Consider the following 24750-nt stretch of genomic DNA (forward strand, 5'->3'; position numbering starts at 1 on the left):
GAGAGAGCGCATAGCGCTCTCTCTTTTATGCTAACTTCTGTAACCAGTGAATTACTAGAGCATTCACAATCTCAGGGCGATCATCGTGGGGGCAATGTCCAGTATTGGGAATGGGAATGACTTGAATATCCTTAGTCTTACTTGCATCTTCATAAACTTTCGCTCCATTAATTGGAGTCCAAGGATCAGCATCACCCCAAAGCACTAGTAGAGGCTTCTCTACCTTAGCCAGTAAATCAGAAGTGCGGGGACCAGCAGGAGCCGTTAAGATCGAGGCAAAAACCTTCTGTGCGCCTTCATCACAGGATGGCTGATAGAGCATATCCACTAACTCATCATCGATCGCTTGATGATTGCGATAAACCTGACGCAGAGAGTTGCGAATATTCCGCTTTTGGCGAACTTGATTGAATACAAATTTGCCTGTGACCTCAGAGCTAACTAACTTCGCAAAAGCACCCATCACTAAGCGCAAGGGTAAATTCAACTCTTCAGGACGATGATTTAAGCCACCTGCGGCATTAAGCAAGACTGCACCGATCGCAATTTCAGGAGCATTAGTTGTGAGCATCAATGCTAGTAATGCACCAATGGAATTACCGATAAATATTGCTGGTTGCTGCACAAATTCTTGATGAAAATCTTTGAGCAGTTCTTCCCAAAGTTCTAGTGAATAATCAAGGGCAGGTTTTGCTGATCCCCCAAATCCTAAGAGGTCGATCGCAAATACTTGATAGCCAGCATCGGCAAAAGCAGGAATATTCTTTTTCCAGTGACCAATCGATGCACCGAAGCCGTGAATTAAGACTAGGGGTGTGCCTGTACCAGTCACAGAATATTGAATTTTATATCCACGCCATGTCCATGTTTGCAAAGGAGATAAAAGGCGATCGCGAGTTTCGGTATTTTCTGTAGTTAGCACTGCGGTGACTCTTGATGAAGAACTATGAGGAGTTTTGGTAATTACGAATTACGAGTTATTAGCGATTTTATGATCATGTATTCTAAATCGTCATCTTGCTTAATGTGGAAATCAACTATTTGGAAGTTGATAAAAGACGAGGGCGGTTTGTCCATATTGGCGGCGATCGCTACAAACTAGATCACCCATCGTATCGGGCAGAGGGCGCAGGCGATCGCATTCGGCAATTACTAGTGCATCATCCGCAAGTAAGGGTGGTAGAGCTTTCAACACAGGTGCGTAGAGATCGCTTTGGTAAGGAGGATCAAAATAAACTAAATCGAAAAATTTTGGTGCTAACTTGGGCAGAATTTTAATTGCATCGCCTTTAATGACTTGAAATTTTTGTTCGGGTTTAGCGAATTTTTGCCAATTTTCACTGACGATGCGACAGGCGATCGCTGACAACTCAATTCCTACAACCTGATTAGCACCTCTCGCTAGTGCCTCTGCTCCCATCGCTCCTGACCCCGCACAGATATCGAGCCAATTTGCATTTTTGATGCGACTTTGCAAAATATTAAAAACGGCAGCTCTGACCTTACTGGGTGTGGGGCGGGTAGATAAACCTGTTGGGGTTTTGATCGGGCGATCGCCCTTAATACGAATAGACATAAAGAAATTCACTCAGTCAAGGCGGCGCATAGCAACACCTTCACTTAAATTAAATGACTCGAAAAAGATAAACCCTCAATTTGGTCAATGGGAACCATCCAAATTTTATTTTGATATGGTCGCCATACGGCACTCATCACATAGTGATTGCGGATAGAGATGATGTGAACGTGAGGAATACCAGAAAATTTTGAACAGGAACGCAAAAAATCTAAAGTTCTAATTAAACGACTATGTAAAAATGTTGCCATTTCATCACTACAGTTTTGGCGTAACATCGGTACAACTTGCGGATCGGTATCTCCCCTGAGTTCGTAAATAATATGCGTTTTGCCCTTGAAATCAATTTTGCGCGATCGCACTTCCCAACCGCACAAAACGCCAAAGCCAATCACAGCCATACCTAGATCGATATGAAAATCACGCATTTGGAATTTCGTGTTGCTACTCATATCTGTGTGGGTGTTATACCCAGTCCAAGCGTGAAATCTCTCCAAATTATCGTCGTTAATATCCACGGCTGAACGATAGGGAGAGCTTACAGCACGGTTAATTTGTGTGGTTTCGGAAGGTGGCTCTGATGTCATACTTGTCCCATGAGTGACAGCATTTATTTGCAAAAACTAGACCGATGCAATTAACAATCTTACTAAAAATGCCTAAAAGCTGAAGCAATATATTAACTAGCAGCTTAACATTCTTTTAAATAAGTTCTTGGTTAAATTAAGGTGCTGCGATTTAATAAAAAACCCTTACAGCTATTACTTCACTTTCATAACTGTACAGACATGTATGCTACCCAAAAGTTCGCTTAGTTACCAACAGTTGCAACCAGATTTTTTGCAGCGCGAATTGTTGCAATATCAGCGTACTTTACTTACCAATATTGGGATCTTAATAGGATTGGTGGTGATTGGGACATTGGGGTATCGCCTGCTCGAAGGATGGAGTTGGTTTGACGCGCTTTACATGACAATCATTACCCTTGCCACGATTGGTTATGGCGAAACCAATCCCCTGCATTTTGAGGGGCGGGTGTTTACGGTTGTGTTAATTATTCTGGGAGTTGCTAGCATTAGCTACATTGCAACTCAGTTTACGGCGGCGATCGCCAATGGTCATATTTACAATATTTTTCAGGCAAGACGACTCCGAAAAATCATGCAAGCCTTAGATAAACATTACATAATCTGCGGATTTGGGCGCACAGGACGACAAGTTACGGTCGAATTTGCGGCAGAGGGAAGTATTTCCTTTGTGGTGATTGATAGCGATCCAGTGATGATTGTACAGGCTGAGCAGGCTGGCTATTTGGCGGTGCAAGGAGATGCAGCCCTCGACCAAACATTGCTTTTTGCGGGAATTGAACGGGCGATTTGCATTGTGGCGGCTTTACCATCGGATGCGGAGAATCTCTATACCGTTTTGTCTGCAAAAACCTTAAACCCTGACATCAGGGCGATCGCTAGAGCGAGTACCGAAGAAGCGATGCAAAAGCTCCGTCGTGGTGGAGCCGATGAAGTCATCTCGCCATATATTACAGGTGGGAAAAGGATGGCGGCTGTGGCTTTGCGACCACAGGTGATGGATTTTGTTGATGGAATTATTGCAGGGGAAAATCGCTCGTTTTATATTGAGGAGTATCGCATTGATGACTCCAGTTATGTGGGAGTTTCTCTTAAAAAAGCAAGTTTGCGATCGCAGACTGGTGTTCTCGTCTTAGCGATTCGTCGCGCTGATGGTCATGTGATTGCGGGGCCCGATGGAAATACTGAAATTTTGCAAGGTGATGTTCTGATTTCTATGGGAACGCCTGAGCAATTGAGAGCGCTCAACCAAATCCTCAGTCCACTGTCCAAAGCTCCCAATGTTTTACGCTTACCACGCATGAAGTGATCTGGTGGCGCGGCGAAGCCGCGCCACCAAAGTTTTTGGTGAGGCTTTGCCGCTCAAAAAATATTAAATCGCGGAACTCTAATAGTGTGAATTTCATTTCTCCATCGCGAATTATTCAAATTAAGATCGCTGATGCGATTAATTTGGTGTTTGGCACTTGGCTTACTCCTAGGGAAATTTCGCTGGAGGTGGGCTATCCCAAATACGAAGCCCACTACACATCAACGATCGCTCTGGCGATCGCCAATCGCTTAAATCTCAGTCCATTACAAATTGCCGAAGCGATCGCGCTAACTTGTTCGCAAAATCCAGAACTCACTTCACAATGGCAAATTCAAGCTTTAGGTAAAGGTTGGCTCAATATTTTTCTAAGTGAGCAATATATCGCTGAAAGTTTATTAGCTTTGGAGCAATGGCAGATTGAGGGAATTACTAATTACGAAGGATTTTGGCAAAAGAGCGATATTTCCATAGATTTTACAAACAAGTCCCTTGATCCAATCGTGCAGTATGCCTATGCTCGTTGTTGTGCGTTAATCAGATTGGCTAAACTTTTTGATGGTGCAGCGAAGCCGCACCATCAAAAATCGGTTCCTTGTTTTACGGTGCAGTCCCTACATTTAGAACCTGCCGAAATTGGTTTGTTGATGCAGAACTTGGCGATCGCCGCTTATTTGGAGAGTGAGAATTCTACAAGCAGTAATAAATCTAGAACTAAATTATCGCGATCGCTTGCTGAGTCTTTTTTGCAGTTTTACGATCATTGTCGAATTTTTGGAGTTAATCGAGAAGTAGCTCTGCGACGATTATTACTAATCAGAATTACGCAAAAATTACTGCTAGCGATCGCCCCACCCGAAATTAATTACGCAATGTACTTGTAACGATAAACGCCGCAGCAAAGCTGCGGCGTTTATCGCAGCATTAACATGGCATCGCCAAAGGAATAAAAACGATATTCCTTTGAGATCGCCTCTTGATAGACCGACATTAACAACTCGCGTCCACCCTCACCCAAAAACGATGACATCATCATTAACAAAGTTGACTTCGGTAAATGAAAATTAGTCACCATCCCATCTAAAACCCGCCACTCATAGCCTGGATAAATCATCAAATTCGTTTTGCCCTTGAAAGCTTGAAAATTTGAGTTCTCTAGCGATCGCGCCACCGTACTACCCACACCAATCACTCTTCCACCCCTTGCTTTGGTTTCCTTAATTTTCGCGACCGTCTCCTCAGACACCTCACACCACTCGTTATGCATCACATGCTGTGTGATGTCTTCGGTCTCTACAGGACGAAATGTACCAATACCCACATGCAAGGTCACAAAGGCTTTATCAACTCCTTGATCCTCTAGTTTTTGAAAAAGTTGCTCTGTAAAATGTAAACCCGCCGTTGGCGCAGCGATCGCCCCAGATATTTCTGCATAGATGGTTTGATAGCGCTCAGGATCGGTGTGGGAATCCGTTACATAGGGCGGTAATGGTAACTTGCCTAACTTTTCAATAATTTTGTCAAGATCAGCCTCTGCAGGAATATGAAACTGCAATTCTCGCGCTCTGGTAGTTGTTTCAATCCCCTCCACAGTCGCTTTGACATTTTCTGCAAATATGATCGTGCTACCAATGGGCAAGCGCTTACCAGGTTTAACCAAAGCTAACCAGCGATTTAGTCCAATCGGCTCCATTAGCAAAATCTCGACAGGAACTCCCGATAGTTTCTGACCATACATTCTTGCAGGAATGACTTTGGTGTTATTAAAAACGAGCAAATCTCCTGCACGTAAGAAATTGGGCAAATCGTAAAAGTGCTGGTGCAGTAAATTGCGATCGCTGTCAATCACCAATAGCCTCGATGAATCCCTTGGTGTGACTGGATCTTGAGCTATGCGATCGCTTGGCAATTCATAGTCGTAGGCGCTTAACGCATAATCAGGCTCAAGTTCAGGCGCAGGCTGTGAAGTCATAGAAAGGTTACATTTTTAGACATAGGTACTACCTAACAATTTGCAGTACTTATGTAAGTGTTTGCCAAAAAGTGACTAAGTTATAAAAAAATATAAGAAATTTTATATACCAATTGCGGAAACAGTGGTATACAGATGGCAGCAGCAACATATGTATCGAACATATGAGGCGATCGCATTTTTAGACTTTAGAAATTGAACGAGGAGCTTATGCAGTACTTAATGACCGATCTTCACCAACGTTTTATTGGTGCATTGCACTATAACAAGCCCCTTGCTGTGGGTGATGTATTTCGTGCGGACAATACTAAGACTTATACCGTTGTCAGTATTAACGATACCCGTAACAAGAGCAAGGATGTCAAATCTGTAACAGTAATTCCTGTGCGCGAAGCTGTGAATGCTCATTAACTTACTAATTAATAAGCAAGTTGATTGGCTTATTAGGTTATTGTCTGGTAATTTTTCGCTTGATAGTCTATTTATATTGCTCACACTATCTAAAAGTATTAGCTAAAAGTACTATTTCAAAACATTGAAAGTAAGAAATAAGTCTAGGGAATTATCAAAAAAAATCTGAGAGAATCATCGAAGCTATTGACAATACATTGATATAACTGAGTATTTCTTTGTTCTCTTCAGATGTCGCCATCATCAATACACAATAAAAAGCAGCACTAAGTGCTGCTTTTTATTGTGATAGTTTTATAACTGCCGTCGATTGTGCCGAAAAGAATGGCGGCGCTAAGCGCCGCCATTCTTTTCGGCACAGTTTTGTAATTAATTTTGCTTAGCTACTTAAGGGTTAAAAAATGACGCTTTGTGCACCGCGTCTAAATCCCAAAGATGAAAAGCAGCGCATTGCGCTGCTTTTCATCTTTGGGGTTTAGATTAAAATCATGCCATGTTTTAAATTATTTAAAGAAGATGCTTCGATGGGGTTACCTCTTAGATCTAAACGTACAAGATTTTTGAGATTAGAGATGGTCGCAGGAAGATTAGTTAATTGGTTGTAAGACAAATCTAATTCTGTAATATCCATAAGATTACCAATCTCAGGTGGCAGATCACTCAGTTGATTATTGCCAAGATATAGCTCGGTTAATCCTGTAAGCTCACCAATTTCTTCGGGCAAAGTTGTAAGATTGTTTTTTCGCAAATCTAACTCAGTCAAGTTTGTAAGATTACTGATTTCTATAGGTAATCTATCGAGCTTATTTTCACTTAAATCAAGCCATGTTAAAAACTTCAGCATTCCAATCTCAGATGGCAAACTTGCTAAAGAATTAGCGTTAACATCAAATCTGGCTAGATTAGATAATTTTCCAATATCTGAAGGCAAAGAGGTAATCCGATTTTCAGCTAAATTTAGCACTGTAAGATTTCTTAGCAGCATCACTGCATCAGGAATTTTGGTCAGTTGATTTGATTCTAGGTGCAGCCAAGTGAGTTTCTGTAAATGTGCGATCGCTTCAGGCAGAGAAGTCAAGTTATTTTCACTGAGATATAACCAAACTAAATGTGTCAATTTACCAATCTCTTCAGGTACTGCTACCATTTGTAGTTCACTTAGATACAGAGATGTCGCTTCTGAAGCTCTGGCAGTCTCAATTTCTTTCAGAATTTCCTGTTCGTTCATAGTCTCGCTTGCATTGTTTGATTATGGGACTCAAGTTGCAAATTGATAATTGTTGTTTGAGCTACTACTCAGAGGGCGATCCCTGCCATCCGACAATTTTGTTTTTGCATGGATTTATGGGTGATTGCTTTGAGTTTAAGCAGGCGATCGCAATTTTGTCTAAACAATTTTACTGTGTTGCGATCGATTTGCTAGGGCATGGTCAGACTAGGATCATAGACTCAAGAATTGATCAAGATAACTACTACACAATACAATCCACCGCCAACTTTGTCATCAAATTTTTGGATTTACTTCATGTGAATCGCTGTTTTTTAGTGGGATACTCTATGGGTGGAAGGTTAGCTTTATATTTAACAATCCACTTTCCGCAATATTTTTGTAGGACAACTCTCGAATCAGCGTCCGCAGGTTTACAAACAGCTCAAGAAAGAGGCGATCGCCTTGATAAGGATCAATTACTCGCCGCCAAGCTAGAAGCTAGTGATTTTCGATTATTTCTTGAAAATTGGTATCAACAGCCTATTTTTGCCACCTTGCGATCGCATCCAAATTTTGCCCAAATGCTAGAGCAACGTTTAAATAATTCGCCTGCCTTATTAGCCAAATCTCTACGCAATCTCAGCACAGGGATGCAACCATCATTATGGGAGAAGCTTCCAAAAAATCAGATTCCGTTGTTGTTACTTGCTGGTGAGTTAGATCCCAAGTTTGTGCAAATAAATCGCCAAATGCAACAGCTATGCAAGTATTCGCAACTAGAGATTATCCCTAGTTGTGGTCACAATATTCACTTTGAGAATTCTGATCTATTTGTTGAGAAGATCAAAGCATTTTGTAGCTATAGCTGTCGCCAGTCTGGTTAGAATACAAACCCAAGAAGCGAGTGGCGGCGGCGCTTTGCGCCGCCGCCACTCGCTTCTTGGGTTGACAACTAATTAAACTAACTTCAGTTCGACGAAAGCGAAAAATGGTAAGAATCGCTTAGCGATTCTTACCATTTTTCGCCATTTGCGGCGTGCTTCGCACGCCGCAAATGGCTATATCGAACTCACGTTAAACTAAAAAGCGGCGCTTCGCGCCGCTTTTTAGTTTAATTACTGATGTTACGTGGAAGGAGTTCTTGCGATCCTCAATATTGAGGGCTGGCACGGGGGCACAGCCCCTACAGGATATGAATTATTCAGGTAGGGGCAATGCCCCCGTGCTTGCCCTATGACGCTAGCAGCAAGAGATTCATCATCTGAGTTCCACGTAACATCAGTTAATTAGAAGCAATATTTCTTAAATCTGGACGAATTGCAGGTGTAAAGAAGAGCGTCTCAAAGGATGCATCTCGATTACCCAAAGTCTCATAAAAGAAAAATGAGAAACCATCAAGATTCATCTCACGCGCAACTCTGACTTGACCTTTAATCTGTCGCATATCGACATTTTGGACTCTTAAGCCTGTCAAAATGCCTACCGCTACAGGAATTTTTTGGCGAATCTCTTGCAGCTCTGGACGAGATAACTCAGTTGTAAAGTTGCCAATGTTATCTCGATATACCTGCACAATTAGTTCATCAATGTAATTTAGATAAACCCAGCTATACCAATCTTGCAAGAATTTCTTATAGGAAAATTCTTTGGGGTTAGGAGATAAAGAAACTAGGCAATTGGGTTTGATCGCCTTAACGGCTCTAGATATTTTCCTCATTAAATTTGTCACATACTTAGCGCGCCATTTCATCCATGAAGGATCGTTAAAATCTTCAGGTGGCAGCCGCCCAAAGTGATCTTTCTTATATAAAGCGATCGTGTAATCGTCGTAGCCAAGCTCTACGGGCATCCCAAAATGATCATCAAGTTGAATGCCATCGACATCATATTTGGTGACGACTTCCACAATTAAATCTGTGAGAAACTTCTGCACTTCAGGACGTGCAGGGTTGAGCCAAGCAAGACGATGTTGATCTTTTTCGCCATGCAAGAAAAGGTGAGAGCCATCTCTGCGCTGGGTGATCCAGTCTGGGTGTTGGCGCATTAGCTCCGAGCTTTCCTCAGTCATTAAGCCATACTCAAACCAAGGAATTACCGCAAAACCCTGTTCATGTCCAAATTTGATGGTTTCCGCAAGCATATCTCGCTCTTGCAAACCTGATATAGGAAAGACATCTACGCCAAACTTATCTTTAGCAACTTTGCTGGGGTAAAGTGTGTATCCACGATTCCAAACTGTGGGATATAAGGTATTAAAGTTTAAACGCTTTAATCTCTTAATTGCTCTTTCAAGACTTTGGGTCGAAAATAAAACCTCACTATCGACATTAGTTAGCCAAATACCGCGCAATTCATTGACATTAGATGGTCTGATCTGCGGTTGAGTAGGTGGGGGAGATTGATCAATCGTGTTGCTAGCAGTAATATTCGCATTACCGTTAGGAGTCTGAGCTACCGCCCAAAAAGGAAAATTGATCATCATTGAGATCGCAAACCCTAGAAAGGTTAAAACTAGGAAACGAAGCCGTGCTTGCCAAGATATAGAATTAATTTTCCCCATAATCACTAATGAGCTAGGTAAGCTCTAACTCCTCACATTTAGGCTGCAAATTTTTTGTCAACTTATTGTATAACAATGTAAAAAACCACAAAAGGGGGAAGATGCTTATTATCCGCCTATTTTTTGTCAGCTTTTTTGCTGAGATCCCAGTAAATCACGATTTATTTCCAGAATGGGGCATAACAAATCGGCAACATTTTTGGGCAGAAGATCTTTGACCACATCTTGCATTACTAGATAGGTGATGTTACAAGCCTCCTGTGCGCCAAAGGCTTGCATGATCGTCTGGAACCAATACAAAAACTGTTGCCGCAAAAGTTCTGGATCGTCTAATAAAACAGTCATGGCAGAATGGCGTAAAACCCTTAAGGTGTCTTGTTTCCACTTGCCTTGCATGTCCTCCCCCTTTGGCAAAAGCAAGTTGGGATAGGACGTTTTTAGTTTGATCAAAACCGTATCGACAATTTCTTTCTCGACAGCTTTAATGCGTCGATAAGCCTCAACCCGTGAGTCAAATGAGGAGATATAGGTATCCATAAATTGCAGCTCTTCGTCGCTAGCATAGCGACCATCTGCATTTGTTCCTAGTTGTTGCAGCTTGCTTAACATAGTTAAACGGCACTCAGTTTAGTATTAATCATTTAAGGGCTTCGTTGTAAAATAAAGAATCGATTTTTGATGGCGTGGCTCCGCCGCGCCATCAAAAATCGGGTTCTTTATTTAATTATTTATAGGTTAGTCACGATTTTCGTGCTAATTCTATAAAATGATTTTATACGGGTCTGAGCCTGAAACTATCCGCCACTTTAAGCATTATCTCTAGCGATCGCCCTTTTTTTGTTACGATCCAGATAAATCGATAAATATATTGATTTATTTATTGCTGCTCACGACACAAATCTATGCGATCGCTCGCCGCCATATCCTGTCATGTTATCTGACAATGACCACATTGAAGGGCTGTTCACCGAAGCTGCCCAAAATTGGGATTTAGATCGGCTTTATGCAGATTTACAAACTGCTAGTGGCAAGGAAATCAAGCCCTTTGAAAAGGCTTGTTTGCGTGGGTTGCTATGTCGTTATCGTCCAGGGCAACTTGCCTTTAAGCTAGCTTGGACTTCGGGGGCGTTGCGGGTGGAGTTAAATAAGGGGCTGTATCGATCGCTTGAGGCGATCGCCGATCAGCCGCTTAATACTTTACGTTGGGAAAAAGTACCCGAATGGTTAGAGGCTAAGGGGTATAAAACTCAACGCCAAAATCTGCATAATCCACATAATCTAGCCGCCGACTCTCAGGTTAACTCAGGGAAAAATTATGCCGATTGGGGCGAGGCTCCGAATATTCAAACTTTTTATGGACGCACGGAAGATCTAGCTAAACTAGAGCAGTGGATTGTGCGCGATCGCTGTCATCTCTTGGCGATTTGTGGAATGGGAGGCATTGGCAAGACGGCTCTAGCCGTGAAACTAGTTGAAAATATGCAATCACAGTTTGATTGCTTTATTTGGCGATCGCTGCGGGGCGCACAGCCGACCTCACAGTTAATTGCCGATCTGTTGCAATTTCTCAATAGTTCACAGCAAACTGGTTGTAGTATTTCTGATTTATTGGAAGTTTTGCGCCAAAAGCGTTGTTTGATTGTGCTAGATGACTTTGAAGCGACACTACAAGATGGGGAATTGGTGGGAGTCTATCGCCAAGGTTGCGAAGCCCATGCAGATTTGTTACAGCGTGTTGGCTCTGAGCGGCATCAAAGCTCGCTGATTTTGATTGGGCGCGAACAACCTAAAGAAGTCTCCATGCATCAAGGGGAAGATCAACCGATTCGCTATTACAAAGTAAATGGATTGCAACGACAAGGAGCCTTTGAATTACTGAGAGCGAGAGGGTTTACAGGTTCCGAAAATGGATTAGAAGCTTTAGTACAGCAATATCGGGGTAATCCGTCGGCTTTGAGAATTGTGGCGGGAACAATTCAGGAATTATTTAACGGCAATGTTTCGGAATTTCTCAAACAGACAGCACTAGCTCTAGGGGATGTGTTACGCACGCTTCTCTATCAACAGTTTGAACGTCTCTCCAAACTAGAAAAGGATGTCCTGTATTGGCTTGCGATTAAGCATCGTCCTGTATCCCTCTCAACCTTGCGTTCAGAGATGAATTTACAAACCTCTGGCTCAGAATTAATTAATGCTTTAGAGTCATTGCGATGGCGATCGCTAATCGAAAAAGTCTCTGAGCAGGGTGAGGTGATGTTCTTGTTAGAGCCTGTAGTCATGAAATATGTGAATCGTCAATTTGTTGATGAAGTAAGCAAAGAAATTACAGCGATCGCATCTCAACAAAATCTCAAATCAATTAATCTATTACAAAGTCATGTACTCGTTGAAGATCATGCTCCTGACTCAATTCGGGCGATGCAGATTCGACTAGTTCTCAAGCCAATTAAAGACAAGTTAAATAAGGCGATCGCCCAAAGCAACATCGAATTGGAATCTCTACGGGAAATTCTCGCGAGTCAGCACCAAGTCCAACCAATTGAAGGCACAAGTTACACCGAAGTTAATCTCGCCCTAATTGGCTTATGGTGGTAAATTAGAAACCATTTAAGAATTACTTTCTGCGGCTAAAGCTCCTAAGAGATCCCCCTCAATCCCCCTTAAAAAGGGGGAAGGATTTAATTCTTCCCCCTTTTTAAGGGGGCTGGGGGGGATCTAGACAATTCTTAAATAGTTTCTTAATCGCAATCCCAAGAACGGCACAACTAATCCTGAACTTAAAATTCTGACATCTAAATTTTATGACTACACCTTCCAACATATTGGCAACTAATCTCAAAGATGCTTATCGCGTTTGCGATGTGGTTCCGCTCCAAGATGTAGAGCTAGAGCGCTATTATGTGGATTTGTCGAAGACGCGCAAAACTGATGCGATCGATAGTATTACGCTGATTTTAGATGATCAAAAGTCTGGAGATTTTGTCACAATTTTATTTACTGGACATAGAGGTAGTGGCAAAAGCACAGAATTAAGACTAATCCAAAAGCGTTGGCAAGATGAATATCAAGTAATTTATGTTGATGCTTCAAACGAAACGGATATTAATGATGCTGAATATACTGATATCTACTTAATTGTGATCAAGTGGGTAGAGTTTGAGCTGCGTAAACAGGGATTGAAGTTTGATGCTGAATTACTATCAAATTTTGAAGAATGGTTTAAAGAAGTAACCAATGAAACAGTGGAATCAGTAGACAAGTCAATTTCTGTAGAAGGAGAAGTAACTTTAAATGCTGAAATTCCTTTTGTGGGAATAGTACCACCATTTTTGGCAAAACTTGTGTTAAAGCTTTTGGGACAAGTTAAGGCTTCACATCAGGGCAAAAAGACAGTTAGGCAAACTCTTTTAAAAGATGTCGAACGCTTAAAAACTGATATCAATTTACTATTGGATGATGGATTAAAAAAATGGCAGAAAAAGTTTCCCAAATGCAAAGACTTTTTGATAATTTTCGATAATTTAGATCGCTGTCCTCCCCCTGTCGCTAATCATTTGTTTTTTGACTATGCCTCACAGCTAAAGGATTTACACTGCTCGATTGTTTACACTGTGCCAATTTCAGCCGTCTATTCACCTAAAGGTGTTAGCGCTGCTTTTCCGAATTACCATATCATTCCCATGATCAATATTTACAATTATGATCCTCTCGATCGCAGTGGGAAAGAGCCTGAGTATAGTGCCAAGGGTTTAGATGCAGTGGCAAGTTTGATTGAGAAGCGGATCGATATTGATGCGATCTTTGAGTCTCGACAATGTTTATTAGAGTTAGCAAAATACAGTGGTGGTCACGTTCGGCAAATGATGCAGATCGTCAGAGGAGCCATCCAAAATGCGAGAACTAGTCGTCGAGATAAGGTAAATGATGAGAATGTGACCTATGCGATTAATCAGCAACAATTCACTATGGAGCGCATGATTCCCAATGAACATTATCCAGTTTTGGTGAAGGTTTATTTGGAGAAAAATGTGCCAAGAGATGAGGTGGGACAGTTGATGTTGTCGAATATTTCAGTTTTGGAATATAACGGATTAGAACGTTGGAATTATCTTAATCCAGTAGTAATTAGAAGTCGTTTGTTTAAAAGAGCGTTGGAAGATTATCTAGCTAAGAATCCATAAATGCCATGACAGAAGCTGATCAACCAGAAGATGAAAACCTATCTAAGTTCCGATCGCTTAATGATGATGCGATTCAGAGTTTGTTGGCGATGTTGGATTTGTCGCAGGGTTTCACGATCGCTTTTGCAGAGTGTAATTTTTGGCAAGATGGGGTGGCGTTGGTGGCGGCGCTAAATGAAGAGATCGCTAGTGATCCTGAGTGGGGGGAGTTACAGCTAGAGTCTTGGGAATTTAATGATCCTGATTTGCGATATTTGTTGGATGAGTTAATCAAGCGTCTAGAAACTTTACCGCGCCAAGAGGAGAAGAAGTTGGTGTTGGTATTGAGTGGTTTAGAAAATGCGATCGGGGTAGTGGGAGACTATCCACCGTTTTTAGTGGATTTAAATTTTGTGCGGGATGCTTATGCACGGTTGGCTCCTCATCCTGTGGTGTTTGTGTTGCCAGACTATGCGATCACCCGTGTAGCCAATTTTGCACCTGACTTTTGGGCTTGGAAATCTGGGGTGTTTAAGTTTAAAACCGCAAAGGAAACTAGGGATTTTGCTGAAGCAAAAACAATTGGCTCAAATCGTATTCTTGGCAATTATCTCAAGCCCGAAAAGAAAGAACGTATTGATCTGTTACATCGATTGCTAATGGAAGCTAATCCTTCTGGCTCTGATTCAGAATCTAACCCCAATGGCTCAAGTCAAATAAATATTTTGAATGAATTAGGTTCTGCTTATTTCAGCTTGAGTGAATATAATCGTGCAATTGAATTTTCTCAGCAAGCATTGACACTCTCCCAAAAGTTAGCAGATCGCAAAGGTGAAGCAGCTTCTCTTTGCAATCTAGGCAATGCATACTATTCACTAGGACAGTACCAGCAAGCAATTCAGTTTCAGCAACAGTTTTTGGAAATCAAAAGAGAAAAAGGCGATCGCAATGGTGAAGCAAATGCTCTTGGCAATCTAGGGCTTGCTTACTATTCACTAGGACAGTACCAGCAAGCAATTCAGTTTCAGCAGCAGTCTTTGGAAATCAAAAGAGAAATAGGCGATCGCAATGGTGAAGCAAATGCTCTTGGCAATCTAGGGCTTGCTTACTATTCACTAGGACAGTACCAGCAAGCAATTCAGTTTCAGCAACAGTCTTTGGAAATCCATAGAGAAATAGGCGATCGCAATGGTGAAGCAAATTCTCTTTGCGGTTTAGGGATTGCTTACTATTCACTAGGACAGTACCAGCAAGCAATTCAGTTTTATCAACAGTCTTTGGAAATCTATAGAGAAATAGGCGATCGCAGTGGTGAAGCAAAGTCTCTTGGCAATCTAGGGATTGCTTACTATTCACTAGGACAGTACCAGCAAGCAATTCAGTTTCAGCAACAGTCTTTGGAAATCACAAAAGAAATTGGCGATCGCAATGGTGAAGCAAATTCTCTCCATAATCTAGGGCTTGCCCTTAAAGAATTAGGTCGCAGAGGTGAGTCCATAGAGGCTTTCAATGCTTCAAGAAAAATATATGAACAATTGGGGCTTTATCATATGATTAAGAACTCAAGTAAATCCTTTGCACCGCTAGAAACTGTCGCCAAAGAACCCAAGCGATTTGAACTGCCAGATCCACCCAAACGCAAGCGCCGCAAAAATCTCTTTCAGACTATTTTTGTTTGGTTGCGACGTATCTGGTCAAAACTGTGGCGATGAAATTAGTAAATAAACGTCAGTTCGACGAAAGCGAAAAATGGTAAGAATCGCTAAGCGATTCTTACCATTTTTCGCCATTTGCGGCGTGCTTTGCACGCCGCAAATGGCTATATCGAACTCACGTTAAATAAAATAGAACTGTAGTGGCAAAGCATTCCCACCACAATCTATAAATTCCCAGATAATCTTCATTTGGGAATGCTTTGCCCAAAACCTTGCTCTTGGTTTAGGTTTGAGCGCAAAGCACTGTAATAACAAAGATACTAGATTCGTGCAAAGTTATACAGAATAAAACTTTGGAGCGTTGTACCGTCAATTTTATAGAACTATACACAAGAGTGACTTTTATGGTAGCAACCAAAGAAGTATCTTTGCCACGCAATTGCACCTTCAGCCCAACTGATTGGCAAGCGCTTGCGCCCTTCTGGTATCCCGTTGCATTCTCCCATGAAATCACAGCCGAGAAACCCTATGGCACACATCTCCTAGACGAGAGATTGGTGATTTACCGAGTTTCCGATGGTTCAATTATCGTTGCCAAAGACCTCTGCCTACATCGTGGAGCTCCGCTAAGTTTGGGTTGGATTGAAAACGATCGCCTTGTTTGCCCCTATCACGGCGTGCAATATGACTGCAATGCCAAATGTGTTTACATTCCCGCCCAGCCTGAAGCCACAATTCCATCAAGACTTAAGTTAAAAACCTATCCAGTGATGGAACGCTATGGGTTAGTTTGGACAAGATTGATCGACAATGGTTCTGTCCCATTTCCTGAATTAGATGAATGGGAAGATCCAGATTACATTCAGGTATTACCTAATTCTGTGGATTTGGATGCAGCCGCAGGGCGGCAGGTAGAAGGCTTCTTAGATGTCAGTCACTTTGCTTTTATCCATGCGAAGTCTTTTGGAGAGATAGATAATCCTGAAGTCCCAGATTATACGATCGAACAAACTCCTCAAGGCTTTCGTGCTGACTATATCAGTACTGTTAGCAACTATGCCCACGGCATGAAGCATCTAGCTCCTCCTGATTTTTTGTGGAGGAGACTATTTGAGTTGTTTATTCCTTTCACCGCCAAGTTGACAGTTTTCTTTCCTCATGGCAAGCTGCATGTTCTCAATGCGGCTTTGCCAATTTCGGCGCGTAAAACGCGATTGTTTGTACCGATTTGTCGTAATTTTGATAAAGATGCTCCCTTACAAGACACCCTCGATTTTAACGATCAGGTATTTTATGAGGATAAGGCGATCGTTGAGGAGCAATGGCCAGAGGATTTACCTATTTGCCTTGCTGACGAGGTACATATTGCAGGCGATAAAAGCTCAATTACTTTTCGTAAGAAGCTAGCCGCAATCGGCTTAGGTAAATCTTTTACTTCATAATTTATAGCAATTGCCGAATAAACGAACCATAAGAAAAAAGATTAAAAGCTTTGCAAAGCAAAGCTTTTAATCTTTTTTCTTGGTTTGGGTTTGAGCGCAAAACTTACGTTGCTATAGTAAGCTAGCGCTTACTATATTTTTCTACCGTTGTGAGTAATTCCTTCTCTCCAAACGGTTTCGTTAAATACTCCGTAGCTCCCACCATCCGAGCCTTGACGCGATCGATAAACCCATCTTTACCCGTTAACATAATAATCGGAACCTTAGCAAACGCGCTTGACTTACGCAGCATTCCACATAGCTCGTATCCATCAATCTCTGGCATTGTGATATCACACAAAATCAGATCGGGATTATGTTGAAAAATCAAGCTTAAAGCCTTAATTGGACTAGATACTGCCATAACTTGAAAGCCATGATTATGCAAAATATACTCAACAGCCCGACAGATAGTCACACTATCATCAATACATAAAATTCTGGGCGATTGTACCTTTACTTGTTGCGGTTCACTCATCGCTAATGGTGTAATCGCAACCTGTCCAATCGCGATCGCATCGTAGATCAACTGTCCAACTTGGCTAATATCCTTTCCTGCATATCGTGACAACTGGCGAATTGTCGTTTTACCATCGATCCAAGCATTTAAAGATGGCAAAGATTCTTGAGTAAGCAATACAGGACATTGATCGATCGACTGTAAAACTGGATAAAATTTCTTCCATGTTTGCAGTTGGCGTAGATATTCAGAACTAAGCTGTGAAAACTTGAATCTAGTTAACTTTGGTGTAAGTGCAGCACTAATTTCAAAAACAAATGTACCTTGATAGAGACCGATAATATCAAAAAGCACCTCTCGAATTGTGCTTTCCAGAATTGTTTTAGCCTGATCAGGACTGAGGATTTTGGATTCTAAAAGCGCCCAAATTTGTCCATACTCTAAAACATTAATCCCCAGTTTCGAGCTAGATAACTGATCGAGCGCATGGTCTAATCCCAACCCATGCAAATAATCGCGTAGACGAGTCAAGTTGCTATCAGTATCGGTAGCATAGATCAACTCTCCATTATCAAAAAATAAAAACCAGAATTTCCCTGTACTGGATTCAATCAACAATTCACCAGTTCGCTGTCCAAACTCGATCAGGTTGATAATGGTATGTACGTCAATTTCTCTGAGCGTGCCTTGCATGGGGTGTTACAAATTTGAGTTTTATCTTGGATGTACAGAGATCTGTTCACATTACCAGAATTTCTTTTAGCCCCTTGATTTTAAGGCTTTTTTACAGCAATTCTCATTATGAAAACGATTTTAGTGTTTCCAGCGCCGAAGGCGCTGGAAACACTAAAATCGTTTTTTTTTGAAAGCCCACCGTCGGGGGGGGGCTTTCAAAAAATCATAAAAAAAGAGCGTTAAACGCTCTTTTTTTCTATAAAGGGGGAATACGGGCAATTACACCACTTTTTAGTGGTTCGGGACGCTCTTTCCAAGCCAACATCCCATCAGGGCGATCGCCATATATTTCGGCACAGGTCAAGATTGCCGATGCAGTGGTCGCCATATTATCCACATCACTGGGTAAATCGCCAAACAAGTAGGAATATTTACCTTCAGATGCGAAGGCTACGGCGCAAGCATGGCTACATGCACTCATACAGGAAACTGCTCGAATTTCAAATTGCGATCGCCTTTCCCAATTTTGGTGCAACTCAGAAAGGGTTTTTAGCAATGTTTCACCACCACTAATACCTACCTTTTTGCCATTTTGCCAAGTACTGGCACAGGTCGTACAAACTAATAGCCTATGGGTCATCCGTACCTCAATGAAAAACAAACCAATGCACAAATATTTTGAAATTCTTACTTGGTAAGAATTTCAAAATATTTGTGCATTGGGGTTTGAGCGCAAAGCAATGTGACCTAACCTTACTATTTGTCGCCACTTGGTGACGAGTTATAGAGAGCATCTAGTCTTGAGCGAGCGTCATCTACATTAATCGATTTGATTACCATTAGTGGCTCATCGATATATTTGCCATCTTTATCCCATAATTCAGGATGAGCATATTGAGGCGATACTCGGCGACTACGATTATCTTGGTAGCTTCGCGAATCATTTTGGGAAAGCGCGATCATGCTGCGAATGAGATTACTAATCGCAAAAATGGAGAGGATCGTAAAAGCGAGTATATAAAGGATCTGTACCATATCTACTTTCCTGAAAAAATATGTAAATTAAGTGAGCTAAGGTTTAAGATGAGAAATCAAGGATCAAAATTAAAGTTTTAAATTACTTGATTACGATAGTAGCGCATCCCCACGGCTTGACACTCCATAAGTAGTTGATGCCAAGGTTTCATTGTTGCCATGTCTACGCCAACTTGATGTCCTGTAACGCGGAATAAAGAGATCGCCACGGCAACTTCTTTGAGAGCATTTTCTACTCGTTCCAGCAAATTTCTTTGTTCCGTCTCCTGCAAAAAATCTATGCGTTCGCTGGAGAGGAGCTTTTGAGAGCGGTCAAACCAATATGTGAAATCTTCTAGTAATGGCTCTAGAAGTTGTCTGAGCATTTCAGGATCAGGACTAGCAGTATTACTCATGGGGCAGATCTCTAGCAGCAAGATTGTTGCTGTATATAGTTTGTTAAAAGCAGTATTTTTATACTGACTATTATAGCATTTTGTTACTTTTCTTAACATTAAACAAATCTTATGACTTTTGAGCCAACCGTTGAAGCTTCGGCGAACTTGATCGCGCTGCAACATTTAATCGAAGTGGTGGCAAAGCTGCGATCGCCTGATGGTGGATGTCCTTGGGATTTGGAGCAAACGCCTAAAAGCTTGATCCCCTATGTGATCGAGGAAGCCTATGAGGTGGTGGATGCAATTCAAAGTGGTGATAGTAAGGCGATCGCCGAAGAGCTAGGTGACCTATTAATGCAAGTGGTTTTACAGTCCCAAATTGCCAGTGAAAATAATCAATTTGCGATCGCTGAAGTTGCCGAAGGCATCGCTCAAAAGTTAATTCGTCGCCATCCCCATGTATTTAGCGATGTCAAAGCTGACAGCATGGATGAAATTCATCAAAACTGGGAAAGGATTAAAGCCGAAGAAAAGGGTGAAGATTTAGCAGAAACTCAAAAACTGAGCTATAAACTCAAACGCTATGCGCGATCGCTACCACCTTTAACGGCTGGCATGAAGATTTCTCAAAAGGCAGCCGCAAATGGTTTTGAATGGGACAATGCCGATGGAGTATGGGCAAAGTTTCATGAAGAGCTAGATGAGCTGCGCCATGCTCTAGAGCATGAGTCTAAGGAAAATCAGCAGGCGGAATTGGGAGATTTATTATTTACGCTGATTAATGTGGCCCGTTGGTATGATCTCGATCCTTCAGAGGCTTTACAGTCTACTAATCGCAAATTTATTCAGCGCCTTGAGATGATTGAAACTTTAAGCGATCGCCCCATTGATAGTTTCACTGCCGAGGAGCTAGACAATCTCTGGAAACTTGCCAAGGAAAAGCTCAAATAAACTAAAGACTCGCAAAGCGAGTCTTTAGTTTATTTATTGATAGGAGCATCTGGAGGCAGAAAACGGGAGTCAGAAATTTCAATCAACTTATCAATTGAGTTTTCAGCTAAAAGTTTACGAGCTTTAGCTAAATATTCTAAATGTGGGCATTTATCCCCAAGGACACAGCCATTGGTGCATTCTTCTTGACAATTAACTTGGCGAGACATGGATTTTAAAGCGGTTTATAAACTAAGCCTCAAGGCTACTACAATCTCAGAACAGTCTCAATGCTGACCGCATAAAAAAAAGGAGAACGCTTAGTTCTCCTTTTTTTTATGCGGTCAGAGAGACTCGAACTCTCACAGCTTTCGCCACCACCACCTCAAGATGGCGTGTCTACCATTCCACCATGACCGCAATTGCTTTTTTAGTGCTTAACTATATTACAGCAGTGGTGCATATTTGCAATACATTTTTGCGCTTTCTAAAGATAAAATCAAAAAACCTGTGGCGCACGCGCAGCGTGCGCCACAGGTTTTGAATCTGGGTTTCATTATGCCTAGCTACTTAACCTGAAATTTTATAAATACCTTCACTGACACTATGGAATCTAAAACTTCAATGACTGAATCATCTCTGCAACATGATCAGAGCGGGAAGCGATCGCCAAAGCGTTGGTTACAGCCAGTAGCGATCGCGGGAATTGCGATCGCGGGTTTTTATGGTTCAGTTTGTGCGGGGTTATGGTTTGGTCAAACACGCATCATCTTTTCGCCAGAAAAAGAAATTACGACCACTCCCGCTAAATTTAATGCCAAGTATGAGGATGTCTTAATTCCAGTCAAAAAGGCTGATGGTACGAGTGAAAATATTCATGGTTGGTGGTTACCCAATGCCAAACAGGAAGAAAAAGCAAATTTAAGCGATCGCCAAGTAATTTTGTATTTGCATGGCAAGGGTAAAAATATTAGTGCTAATGCCAAACATGCCAATCGCTTGATGCGAATGGGGTTCTCAGTATTATTAATTGATTATCGAGGCTATGGCCGCAGTGAAGGCGGATTTCCTAGTGAATCATCGGTTTATACAGATGCTCAGACAGCTTGGGATTATTTAATCCAAAAAGGCTATCAGCCAAGTCAAATAATGATCTATGGACATTCGTTAGGTGGGGCGATCGCGATCGATCTTGGGCTTAAACAACCTAAAGCTATGGGATTGATTATTGATGCTTCGTTTACATCGATGAGTGATATGGCTCAAATCGATCCTAAATATCGAATTTTCCCCATAGATTTATTAATTCATCAGCGCTTTGATTCGATCGCTAAGGTGCGATCGCTTTCTGTACCCGTACTTTATATCCACGGTACTGCGGATGATTTAATTCCTGCGGTCATGTCTCAAAGCTTATATGAGGCAACGCCAACCAGAAAACAAATTGTGCTTATTCCCAATGGTGGACATAACAATAATGCCTCTACCAATGAGCCGCTATATCTGAATTCTATTCGCAGCTTTTTTAAGCTGTAGACGGATTGGTGATGCAAGGCAGCAATTATCATATGAAAACGATTTTGGTGTTTCCAGAGCCTAAGGCTCTGGAAACACCAAAATCGTTTTTTTTGAAAGCCTGCCAACGGCGGACTTTCAAAAAACCGATTTTTATAATGACAATTGATGGGTGCATGGCTTCGCCCTGCACCCATCAATTATTAAGTATTGCTTCAAAAGATTACGCTTCGTATCTAGACACATCTATCGAGATCGCCTGTATGATAAGTTCTATATCGAAAGTTATAGAGAAGACTTGTCTTAATCTAAACAAAACGAAAGATTTGTCTTAAAAAAATTTACATTTAGTTTACATTCACATAATCAAATGAGAGGTAATGCGGTGACTAATAAATCTGTAGCGTTCAAGCAAATTGATGTGCAAGGCGATCTGAGTGAATATGTCGCACATTTACAGTTACACATGGCACTGCAAGCCCGTAACCTCGTCCCAAATTTAAGTGGCGATCGCGCTCAAGACAGCCGCAGCAGGATGCTATCAAGTACTCAAGCCGATTTTGAGAGATTAGCTTCTCGCTTGTAATTTTAAAAAAGGGGAACGCATCGCGTTCCCCTTTTTTTCGCTAGACAAGGGGCTTAAGCCCCTTGTTCTTTAATTTTTTGGCACAATAGAAAAGTATGATCAAGACAAGTCAGCAGCGCTGACTTGTCTTGATGAAAAAAGCTATTTTGAGGTGTCATGCAAGCTGAGACGTTGGATCTGTTGGAATGGAATCGTTTATGTCAGCATTTATCAACATTTACAACGACAAAGCTGGGGGCGATCGCCTCGGCACATTTACCAATACCCGATCGCTATGAAGATACATTAGAGTTACTCACCCAAACTAAAGAAGCCTATGCCCTCGAAGAGCGAAGTGCAGGCGTATCCCTAGATGGGATTCAAAATATTACTGAGGCGGTATTTCGAGCAGAGAAACAGGGGATTTTGTCGGCTGCTGAGCTTTGGGCGATCGCGACAACCTTAGCAGGAGCAAGAAACTTGCGTCGTCAGCTAGACAATGCTGATTACTGCCCAAATTTACAGATACTTGCTAGCGAATTGCGGACTTATCCTGATGTTGAGCAGGAAATATATCGCTGTATTGATGAAGGCGGAAATGTACTGGATCGAGCTTCGGTGAGATTAGGGGAAATTCGCCATGAGTTAACCTCAGTGCGCGATCAGATTATTACCAAGCTGCAAAATATCATGCAGCGTAATGCTAGCTCGCTACAGGAGCAGATTATTACCCAACGTAGCGATCGCTATGTTTTATCGGTAAAGTCGCCACAACGCGATCGCGTTCCGGGAGTAATTCATGATACTTCCAGTACAGGGATGACGCTATTTGTGGAGCCGAACTCGATTGTGCAGTCCAACAATCGCTTGCGGCAATTGCTAAAAATGGAGCAAGCCCAAATCGAGATTATTTTGGCAGAACTGAGTGCCAAGATTACGGCGATCGCGGAAGATTTGCAAAGATTGCTAATTATCGTGACTAAGATCGATCTTGCTGTGGCGCGGGCAAGGTATGGCTATTGGCTAGGAGCGAATCCGCCACATTTTCTGGAGAGTGAGGCGATCGTCTTGCGCCAGTTGCGTCACCCATTACTGGTCTGGCAACAGCAAAACGAGGAAGGTCGCGAAGTTGTGCCAGTTGATGTGTTGATTTCGCCGCAAATCTCCGTAGTTGTGATTACAGGACCCAATACGGGCGGCAAAACTGCAACTTTAAAAACTTTTGGGCTAGCGGCTCTCATGGCAAAGGCGGGAATGTTCATTCCCGCTAAAGAACCTGTAGAAATGCCTTGGTTTGATCTCGTACTTGCCGATATTGGTGATGAGCAATCATTACAGCAAAATCTATCAACCTTTTCGGGACATATTCGCCGCATTGGGAGAATTTTGGACTCACTTTCGCACCAATCTCTAGTACTTCTAGATGAGGTTGGGGCGGGGACTGATCCATCCGAAGGCAGCGCGATCGCTACAGCATTATTAGAATATTTAGGCGAACATACAAGACTTGCGATCGCCACGACGCACTTCGGCGAACTCAAGGCTCTGAAATACCAAAATCCTAAATTTGAAAATGCATCCGTGGAATTTGATGATGCATCCCTTGCGCCCACCTATCGGTTGTTGTGGGGTATCCCTGGGCGTTCTAATGCCCTTGCGATCGCAGGTCGGTTAGGTTTATCACAGGATATTCTCGAAGCTGCTCAAGTGCGTGTCGGCGTTGGCTCTGCGGAAATGAATGACGTGATCGCGGAACTGGAAGCTCAACGCCGTGAACAAACTCAAAAAACTGAAGCCGCCGCGCATTTACTCGCTGAAACTGAACGATTACACAAAGAAATTTTGGATCGTGCCGAACTAATGCGATCGCAGGCAAAAGAACTACGTGAACGTCAAGAAAAAGAGGTAAATGCAGCGATCGCCCAAGCCCAAAAGGAAGTCGGTCGTGTGATCCGCAAATTGCAAAAGGGTGAGCAGCTAGGTGAACAGCTAGTTGCGGATGTCCAACGTACTGAGCAAAGAATTGAGGAATTAACTAAGCGCCATATGCCTATCACTTCTGAGCAAAAAATTGAAGTGCAGTTAAAAATTGGCGATCGCGTTCGCATTCCTAAATTTGGCAAAATTGCTCAAGTATTGACAGTTCCGAATAGTTCAGGTGAATTTTCTGTAAGGTTAGGAACTATGAAGCTAACTGTAAATATCTCAGACACCGAAAAAGTCTAAAGTAAAAGCTGAGCTTTGCGCCGCTTTTAGTTTTTGGGGTTTTAGT

At 42.0% G+C, this 24750-nt stretch carries 24 protein-coding genes and 1 tRNA gene; 12 read left to right on the forward strand and 13 right to left on the reverse strand.

Annotated elements, in window-relative coordinates:
• Positions 1–25: 25 nt before the first annotated feature.
• The 3 genes from VB775_RS02395 to VB775_RS02405 form a co-directional block, all read right to left on the reverse strand.
• The gene (locus tag VB775_RS02395; RefSeq protein ID WP_281006932.1) at positions 26–922 is read right to left on the reverse strand and encodes an alpha/beta fold hydrolase; all 897 of its coding nucleotides are present in this window, start codon (positions 920–922) and stop codon (positions 26–28) included.
• Between the two features lie 111 nt (positions 923–1033).
• The gene (rsmD, locus tag VB775_RS02400) at positions 1034–1576 is read right to left on the reverse strand and encodes a 16S rRNA (guanine(966)-N(2))-methyltransferase RsmD (protein WP_281006933.1); all 543 of its coding nucleotides are present in this window, start codon (positions 1574–1576) and stop codon (positions 1034–1036) included.
• A gap of 44 nt (positions 1577–1620) precedes the next feature.
• On the reverse strand, positions 1621–2163 hold the full coding sequence (locus tag VB775_RS02405) for a hypothetical protein (protein WP_281006934.1): 543 nt from the start codon (positions 2161–2163) through the stop codon (positions 1621–1623).
• Positions 2164–2368: 205 nt separating this feature from the next.
• On the opposite strand from VB775_RS02405, the gene VB775_RS02410 reads away from it, so the two are divergent.
• Entirely contained in the window at positions 2369–3472 is a 1104-nt protein-coding gene (locus VB775_RS02410) for a potassium channel family protein (RefSeq protein WP_281006935.1), read from the forward strand.
• A gap of 86 nt (positions 3473–3558) precedes the next feature.
• Complete coding sequence (locus tag VB775_RS02415) at positions 3559–4356, forward strand: DALR anticodon-binding domain-containing protein (RefSeq protein WP_281006936.1); 798 nt, start codon at positions 3559–3561, stop codon at positions 4354–4356.
• A gap of 29 nt (positions 4357–4385) precedes the next feature.
• Here the strand turns inward: VB775_RS02415 and queA are convergent, their stop codons facing one another.
• Positions 4386–5444, reverse strand: a complete 1059-nt coding sequence (queA, locus tag VB775_RS02420; protein WP_281006937.1) for a tRNA preQ1(34) S-adenosylmethionine ribosyltransferase-isomerase QueA — start codon at positions 5442–5444, stop codon at positions 4386–4388.
• 210 nt (positions 5445–5654) lie between these two features.
• On the opposite strand from queA, the gene VB775_RS02425 reads away from it, so the two are divergent.
• The gene (locus VB775_RS02425) at positions 5655–5855 is read left to right on the forward strand and encodes a hypothetical protein (protein WP_281006938.1); all 201 of its coding nucleotides are present in this window, start codon (positions 5655–5657) and stop codon (positions 5853–5855) included.
• Between the two features lie 475 nt (positions 5856–6330).
• On the opposite strand, the gene VB775_RS02430 is transcribed toward VB775_RS02425, so the two are convergent.
• A complete protein-coding gene (locus tag VB775_RS02430) occupies positions 6331–7083 on the reverse strand; it encodes a leucine-rich repeat domain-containing protein (protein WP_281006939.1) in 753 nt (250 codons plus the stop codon).
• A gap of 56 nt (positions 7084–7139) precedes the next feature.
• Here VB775_RS02430 and menH point away from each other — a divergent pair, with 56 nt between their 5' ends.
• A complete protein-coding gene (menH, locus tag VB775_RS02435) occupies positions 7140–7949 on the forward strand; it encodes a 2-succinyl-6-hydroxy-2,4-cyclohexadiene-1-carboxylate synthase (protein ID WP_281006940.1) in 810 nt (269 codons plus the stop codon).
• 398 nt (positions 7950–8347) lie between these two features.
• Here the strand turns inward: menH and VB775_RS02440 are convergent, their stop codons facing one another.
• Together VB775_RS02440 and VB775_RS02445 are read right to left on the reverse strand one after the other, a co-directional pair.
• Complete coding sequence (locus tag VB775_RS02440) at positions 8348–9547, reverse strand: glycoside hydrolase family 10 protein (protein WP_281006941.1); 1200 nt, start codon at positions 9545–9547, stop codon at positions 8348–8350.
• Positions 9548–9751: 204 nt separating this feature from the next.
• Positions 9752–10234, reverse strand: coding sequence for a phycobilisome protein (locus tag VB775_RS02445; RefSeq protein ID WP_281006942.1), 483 nt, complete (start codon positions 10232–10234; stop codon positions 9752–9754).
• Between the two features lie 321 nt (positions 10235–10555).
• Here VB775_RS02445 and VB775_RS02450 point away from each other — a divergent pair, with 321 nt between their 5' ends.
• From VB775_RS02450 to VB775_RS02465, 4 genes are all read left to right on the forward strand, one after another.
• Positions 10556–12220, forward strand: a complete 1665-nt coding sequence (locus tag VB775_RS02450) for an NB-ARC domain-containing protein (RefSeq protein ID WP_281006943.1) — start codon at positions 10556–10558, stop codon at positions 12218–12220.
• Between the two features lie 206 nt (positions 12221–12426).
• A complete protein-coding gene (locus VB775_RS02455) occupies positions 12427–13806 on the forward strand; it encodes a P-loop NTPase fold protein (RefSeq protein ID WP_281006944.1) in 1380 nt (459 codons plus the stop codon).
• A 5-nt stretch (positions 13807–13811) separates the two neighbouring features.
• Positions 13812–15497 (forward strand): tetratricopeptide repeat protein, encoded by a 1686-nt coding sequence (locus VB775_RS02460; RefSeq protein ID WP_281006945.1) that lies wholly within the window; start codon positions 13812–13814, stop codon positions 15495–15497.
• Between the two features lie 347 nt (positions 15498–15844).
• Complete coding sequence (locus VB775_RS02465) at positions 15845–16882, forward strand: aromatic ring-hydroxylating oxygenase subunit alpha (RefSeq protein WP_281006946.1); 1038 nt, start codon at positions 15845–15847, stop codon at positions 16880–16882.
• Positions 16883–17003: 121 nt separating this feature from the next.
• Here VB775_RS02465 and VB775_RS02470 read toward each other — a convergent pair whose 3' ends face one another.
• The 4 genes from VB775_RS02470 to VB775_RS02485 all read right to left on the reverse strand — a co-directional run bounded on the left by VB775_RS02470 (position 17004) and on the right by VB775_RS02485 (position 19486).
• Positions 17004–18074 carry a response regulator gene (locus VB775_RS02470; protein ID WP_281006947.1) on the reverse strand — a complete coding sequence of 357 codons (1071 nt, stop codon included), beginning with the start codon at positions 18072–18074 and terminating at the stop codon, positions 17004–17006.
• Positions 18075–18312: 238 nt separating this feature from the next.
• Entirely contained in the window at positions 18313–18696 is a 384-nt protein-coding gene (locus tag VB775_RS02475; protein WP_281006948.1) for a DUF1636 domain-containing protein, read from the reverse strand.
• 116 nt (positions 18697–18812) lie between these two features.
• Complete coding sequence (locus tag VB775_RS02480) at positions 18813–19091, reverse strand: DUF2973 domain-containing protein (RefSeq protein ID WP_190580749.1); 279 nt, start codon at positions 19089–19091, stop codon at positions 18813–18815.
• A 77-nt stretch (positions 19092–19168) separates the two neighbouring features.
• Positions 19169–19486: a DUF2605 domain-containing protein gene (locus VB775_RS02485; RefSeq protein ID WP_281006949.1), complete on the reverse strand. Its 318-nt coding sequence runs from the start codon at positions 19484–19486 to the stop codon at positions 19169–19171.
• Positions 19487–19597: 111 nt separating this feature from the next.
• Here VB775_RS02485 and mazG point away from each other — a divergent pair, with 111 nt between their 5' ends.
• Entirely contained in the window at positions 19598–20419 is an 822-nt protein-coding gene (gene mazG, locus VB775_RS02490; protein WP_281006950.1) for a nucleoside triphosphate pyrophosphohydrolase, read from the forward strand.
• A gap of 29 nt (positions 20420–20448) precedes the next feature.
• Here the strand turns inward: mazG and VB775_RS02495 are convergent, their stop codons facing one another.
• Both VB775_RS02495 and VB775_RS02500 read right to left on the reverse strand, forming a co-directional pair.
• Positions 20449–20628: a hypothetical protein gene (locus VB775_RS02495; protein ID WP_281006951.1), complete on the reverse strand. Its 180-nt coding sequence runs from the start codon at positions 20626–20628 to the stop codon at positions 20449–20451.
• 109 nt (positions 20629–20737) lie between these two features.
• Positions 20738–20818, reverse strand: a tRNA-Leu gene (locus tag VB775_RS02500).
• A gap of 186 nt (positions 20819–21004) precedes the next feature.
• Here VB775_RS02500 and VB775_RS02505 point away from each other — a divergent pair.
• From VB775_RS02505 to VB775_RS02515, 3 genes are all read left to right on the forward strand, one after another.
• The gene (locus tag VB775_RS02505) at positions 21005–21934 is read left to right on the forward strand and encodes an alpha/beta hydrolase (RefSeq protein WP_323216624.1); all 930 of its coding nucleotides are present in this window, start codon (positions 21005–21007) and stop codon (positions 21932–21934) included.
• Positions 21935–22283: 349 nt separating this feature from the next.
• Positions 22284–22499, forward strand: coding sequence for a hypothetical protein (locus VB775_RS02510; protein ID WP_094536312.1), 216 nt, complete (start codon positions 22284–22286; stop codon positions 22497–22499).
• A gap of 156 nt (positions 22500–22655) precedes the next feature.
• The gene (locus tag VB775_RS02515) at positions 22656–24704 is read left to right on the forward strand and encodes an endonuclease MutS2 (protein ID WP_281006953.1); all 2049 of its coding nucleotides are present in this window, start codon (positions 22656–22658) and stop codon (positions 24702–24704) included.
• The last annotated feature ends 46 nt before the right edge of the window (positions 24705–24750 follow it).

It is taken from the genome of Pseudanabaena sp. CCNP1317 (genome assembly GCF_034931345.1).
In the GTDB taxonomy this organism is placed as follows: domain Bacteria; phylum Cyanobacteriota; class Cyanobacteriia; order Pseudanabaenales; family Pseudanabaenaceae; genus Pseudanabaena; species Pseudanabaena galeata.

What these genes read in the sequence shown, in the direction of transcription:
- queA (WP_281006937.1), bottom strand. Translation starts at nt 5,444, where the DNA reads ATGACTTCACAGCCTGCGCCTGAACTTGAGCCTGATTATGCGTTAAGC.
- VB775_RS02440 (WP_281006941.1), bottom strand. Translation starts at nt 9,547, where the DNA reads ATGATGATCAATTTTCCTTTTTGGGCGGTAGCTCAGACTCCTAACGGT.
- VB775_RS02480 (WP_190580749.1), bottom strand. Translation starts at nt 19,091, where the DNA reads ATGGTACAGATCCTTTATATACTCGCTTTTACGATCCTCTCCATTTTT.
- VB775_RS02515 (WP_281006953.1), top strand. Translation starts at nt 22,656, where the DNA reads ATGCAAGCTGAGACGTTGGATCTGTTGGAATGGAATCGTTTATGTCAG.
- VB775_RS02485 (WP_281006949.1), bottom strand. Translation starts at nt 19,486, where the DNA reads ATGAGTAATACTGCTAGTCCTGATCCTGAAATGCTCAGACAACTTCTA.
- VB775_RS02470 (WP_281006947.1), bottom strand. Translation starts at nt 18,074, where the DNA reads ATGCAAGGCACGCTCAGAGAAATTGACGTACATACCATTATCAACCTG.
- VB775_RS02495 (WP_281006951.1), bottom strand. Translation starts at nt 20,628, where the DNA reads ATGTCTCGCCAAGTTAATTGTCAAGAAGAATGCACCAATGGCTGTGTC.
- VB775_RS02475 (WP_281006948.1), bottom strand. Translation starts at nt 18,696, where the DNA reads ATGACCCATAGGCTATTAGTTTGTACGACCTGTGCCAGTACTTGGCAA.
- VB775_RS02445 (WP_281006942.1), bottom strand. Translation starts at nt 10,234, where the DNA reads ATGTTAAGCAAGCTGCAACAACTAGGAACAAATGCAGATGGTCGCTAT.
- VB775_RS02455 (WP_281006944.1), top strand. Translation starts at nt 12,427, where the DNA reads ATGACTACACCTTCCAACATATTGGCAACTAATCTCAAAGATGCTTAT.
- mazG (WP_281006950.1), top strand. Translation starts at nt 19,598, where the DNA reads ATGACTTTTGAGCCAACCGTTGAAGCTTCGGCGAACTTGATCGCGCTG.
- VB775_RS02410 (WP_281006935.1), top strand. Translation starts at nt 2,369, where the DNA reads ATGCTACCCAAAAGTTCGCTTAGTTACCAACAGTTGCAACCAGATTTT.
- VB775_RS02460 (WP_281006945.1), top strand. Translation starts at nt 13,812, where the DNA reads ATGACAGAAGCTGATCAACCAGAAGATGAAAACCTATCTAAGTTCCGA.
- VB775_RS02430 (WP_281006939.1), bottom strand. Translation starts at nt 7,083, where the DNA reads ATGAACGAACAGGAAATTCTGAAAGAAATTGAGACTGCCAGAGCTTCA.
- VB775_RS02425 (WP_281006938.1), top strand. Translation starts at nt 5,655, where the DNA reads ATGCAGTACTTAATGACCGATCTTCACCAACGTTTTATTGGTGCATTG.
- VB775_RS02510 (WP_094536312.1), top strand. Translation starts at nt 22,284, where the DNA reads ATGAGAGGTAATGCGGTGACTAATAAATCTGTAGCGTTCAAGCAAATT.
- VB775_RS02465 (WP_281006946.1), top strand. Translation starts at nt 15,845, where the DNA reads ATGGTAGCAACCAAAGAAGTATCTTTGCCACGCAATTGCACCTTCAGC.
- VB775_RS02505 (WP_323216624.1), top strand. Translation starts at nt 21,005, where the DNA reads ATGGAATCTAAAACTTCAATGACTGAATCATCTCTGCAACATGATCAG.
- rsmD (WP_281006933.1), bottom strand. Translation starts at nt 1,576, where the DNA reads ATGTCTATTCGTATTAAGGGCGATCGCCCGATCAAAACCCCAACAGGT.
- VB775_RS02450 (WP_281006943.1), top strand. Translation starts at nt 10,556, where the DNA reads ATGTTATCTGACAATGACCACATTGAAGGGCTGTTCACCGAAGCTGCC.
- VB775_RS02405 (WP_281006934.1), bottom strand. Translation starts at nt 2,163, where the DNA reads ATGACATCAGAGCCACCTTCCGAAACCACACAAATTAACCGTGCTGTA.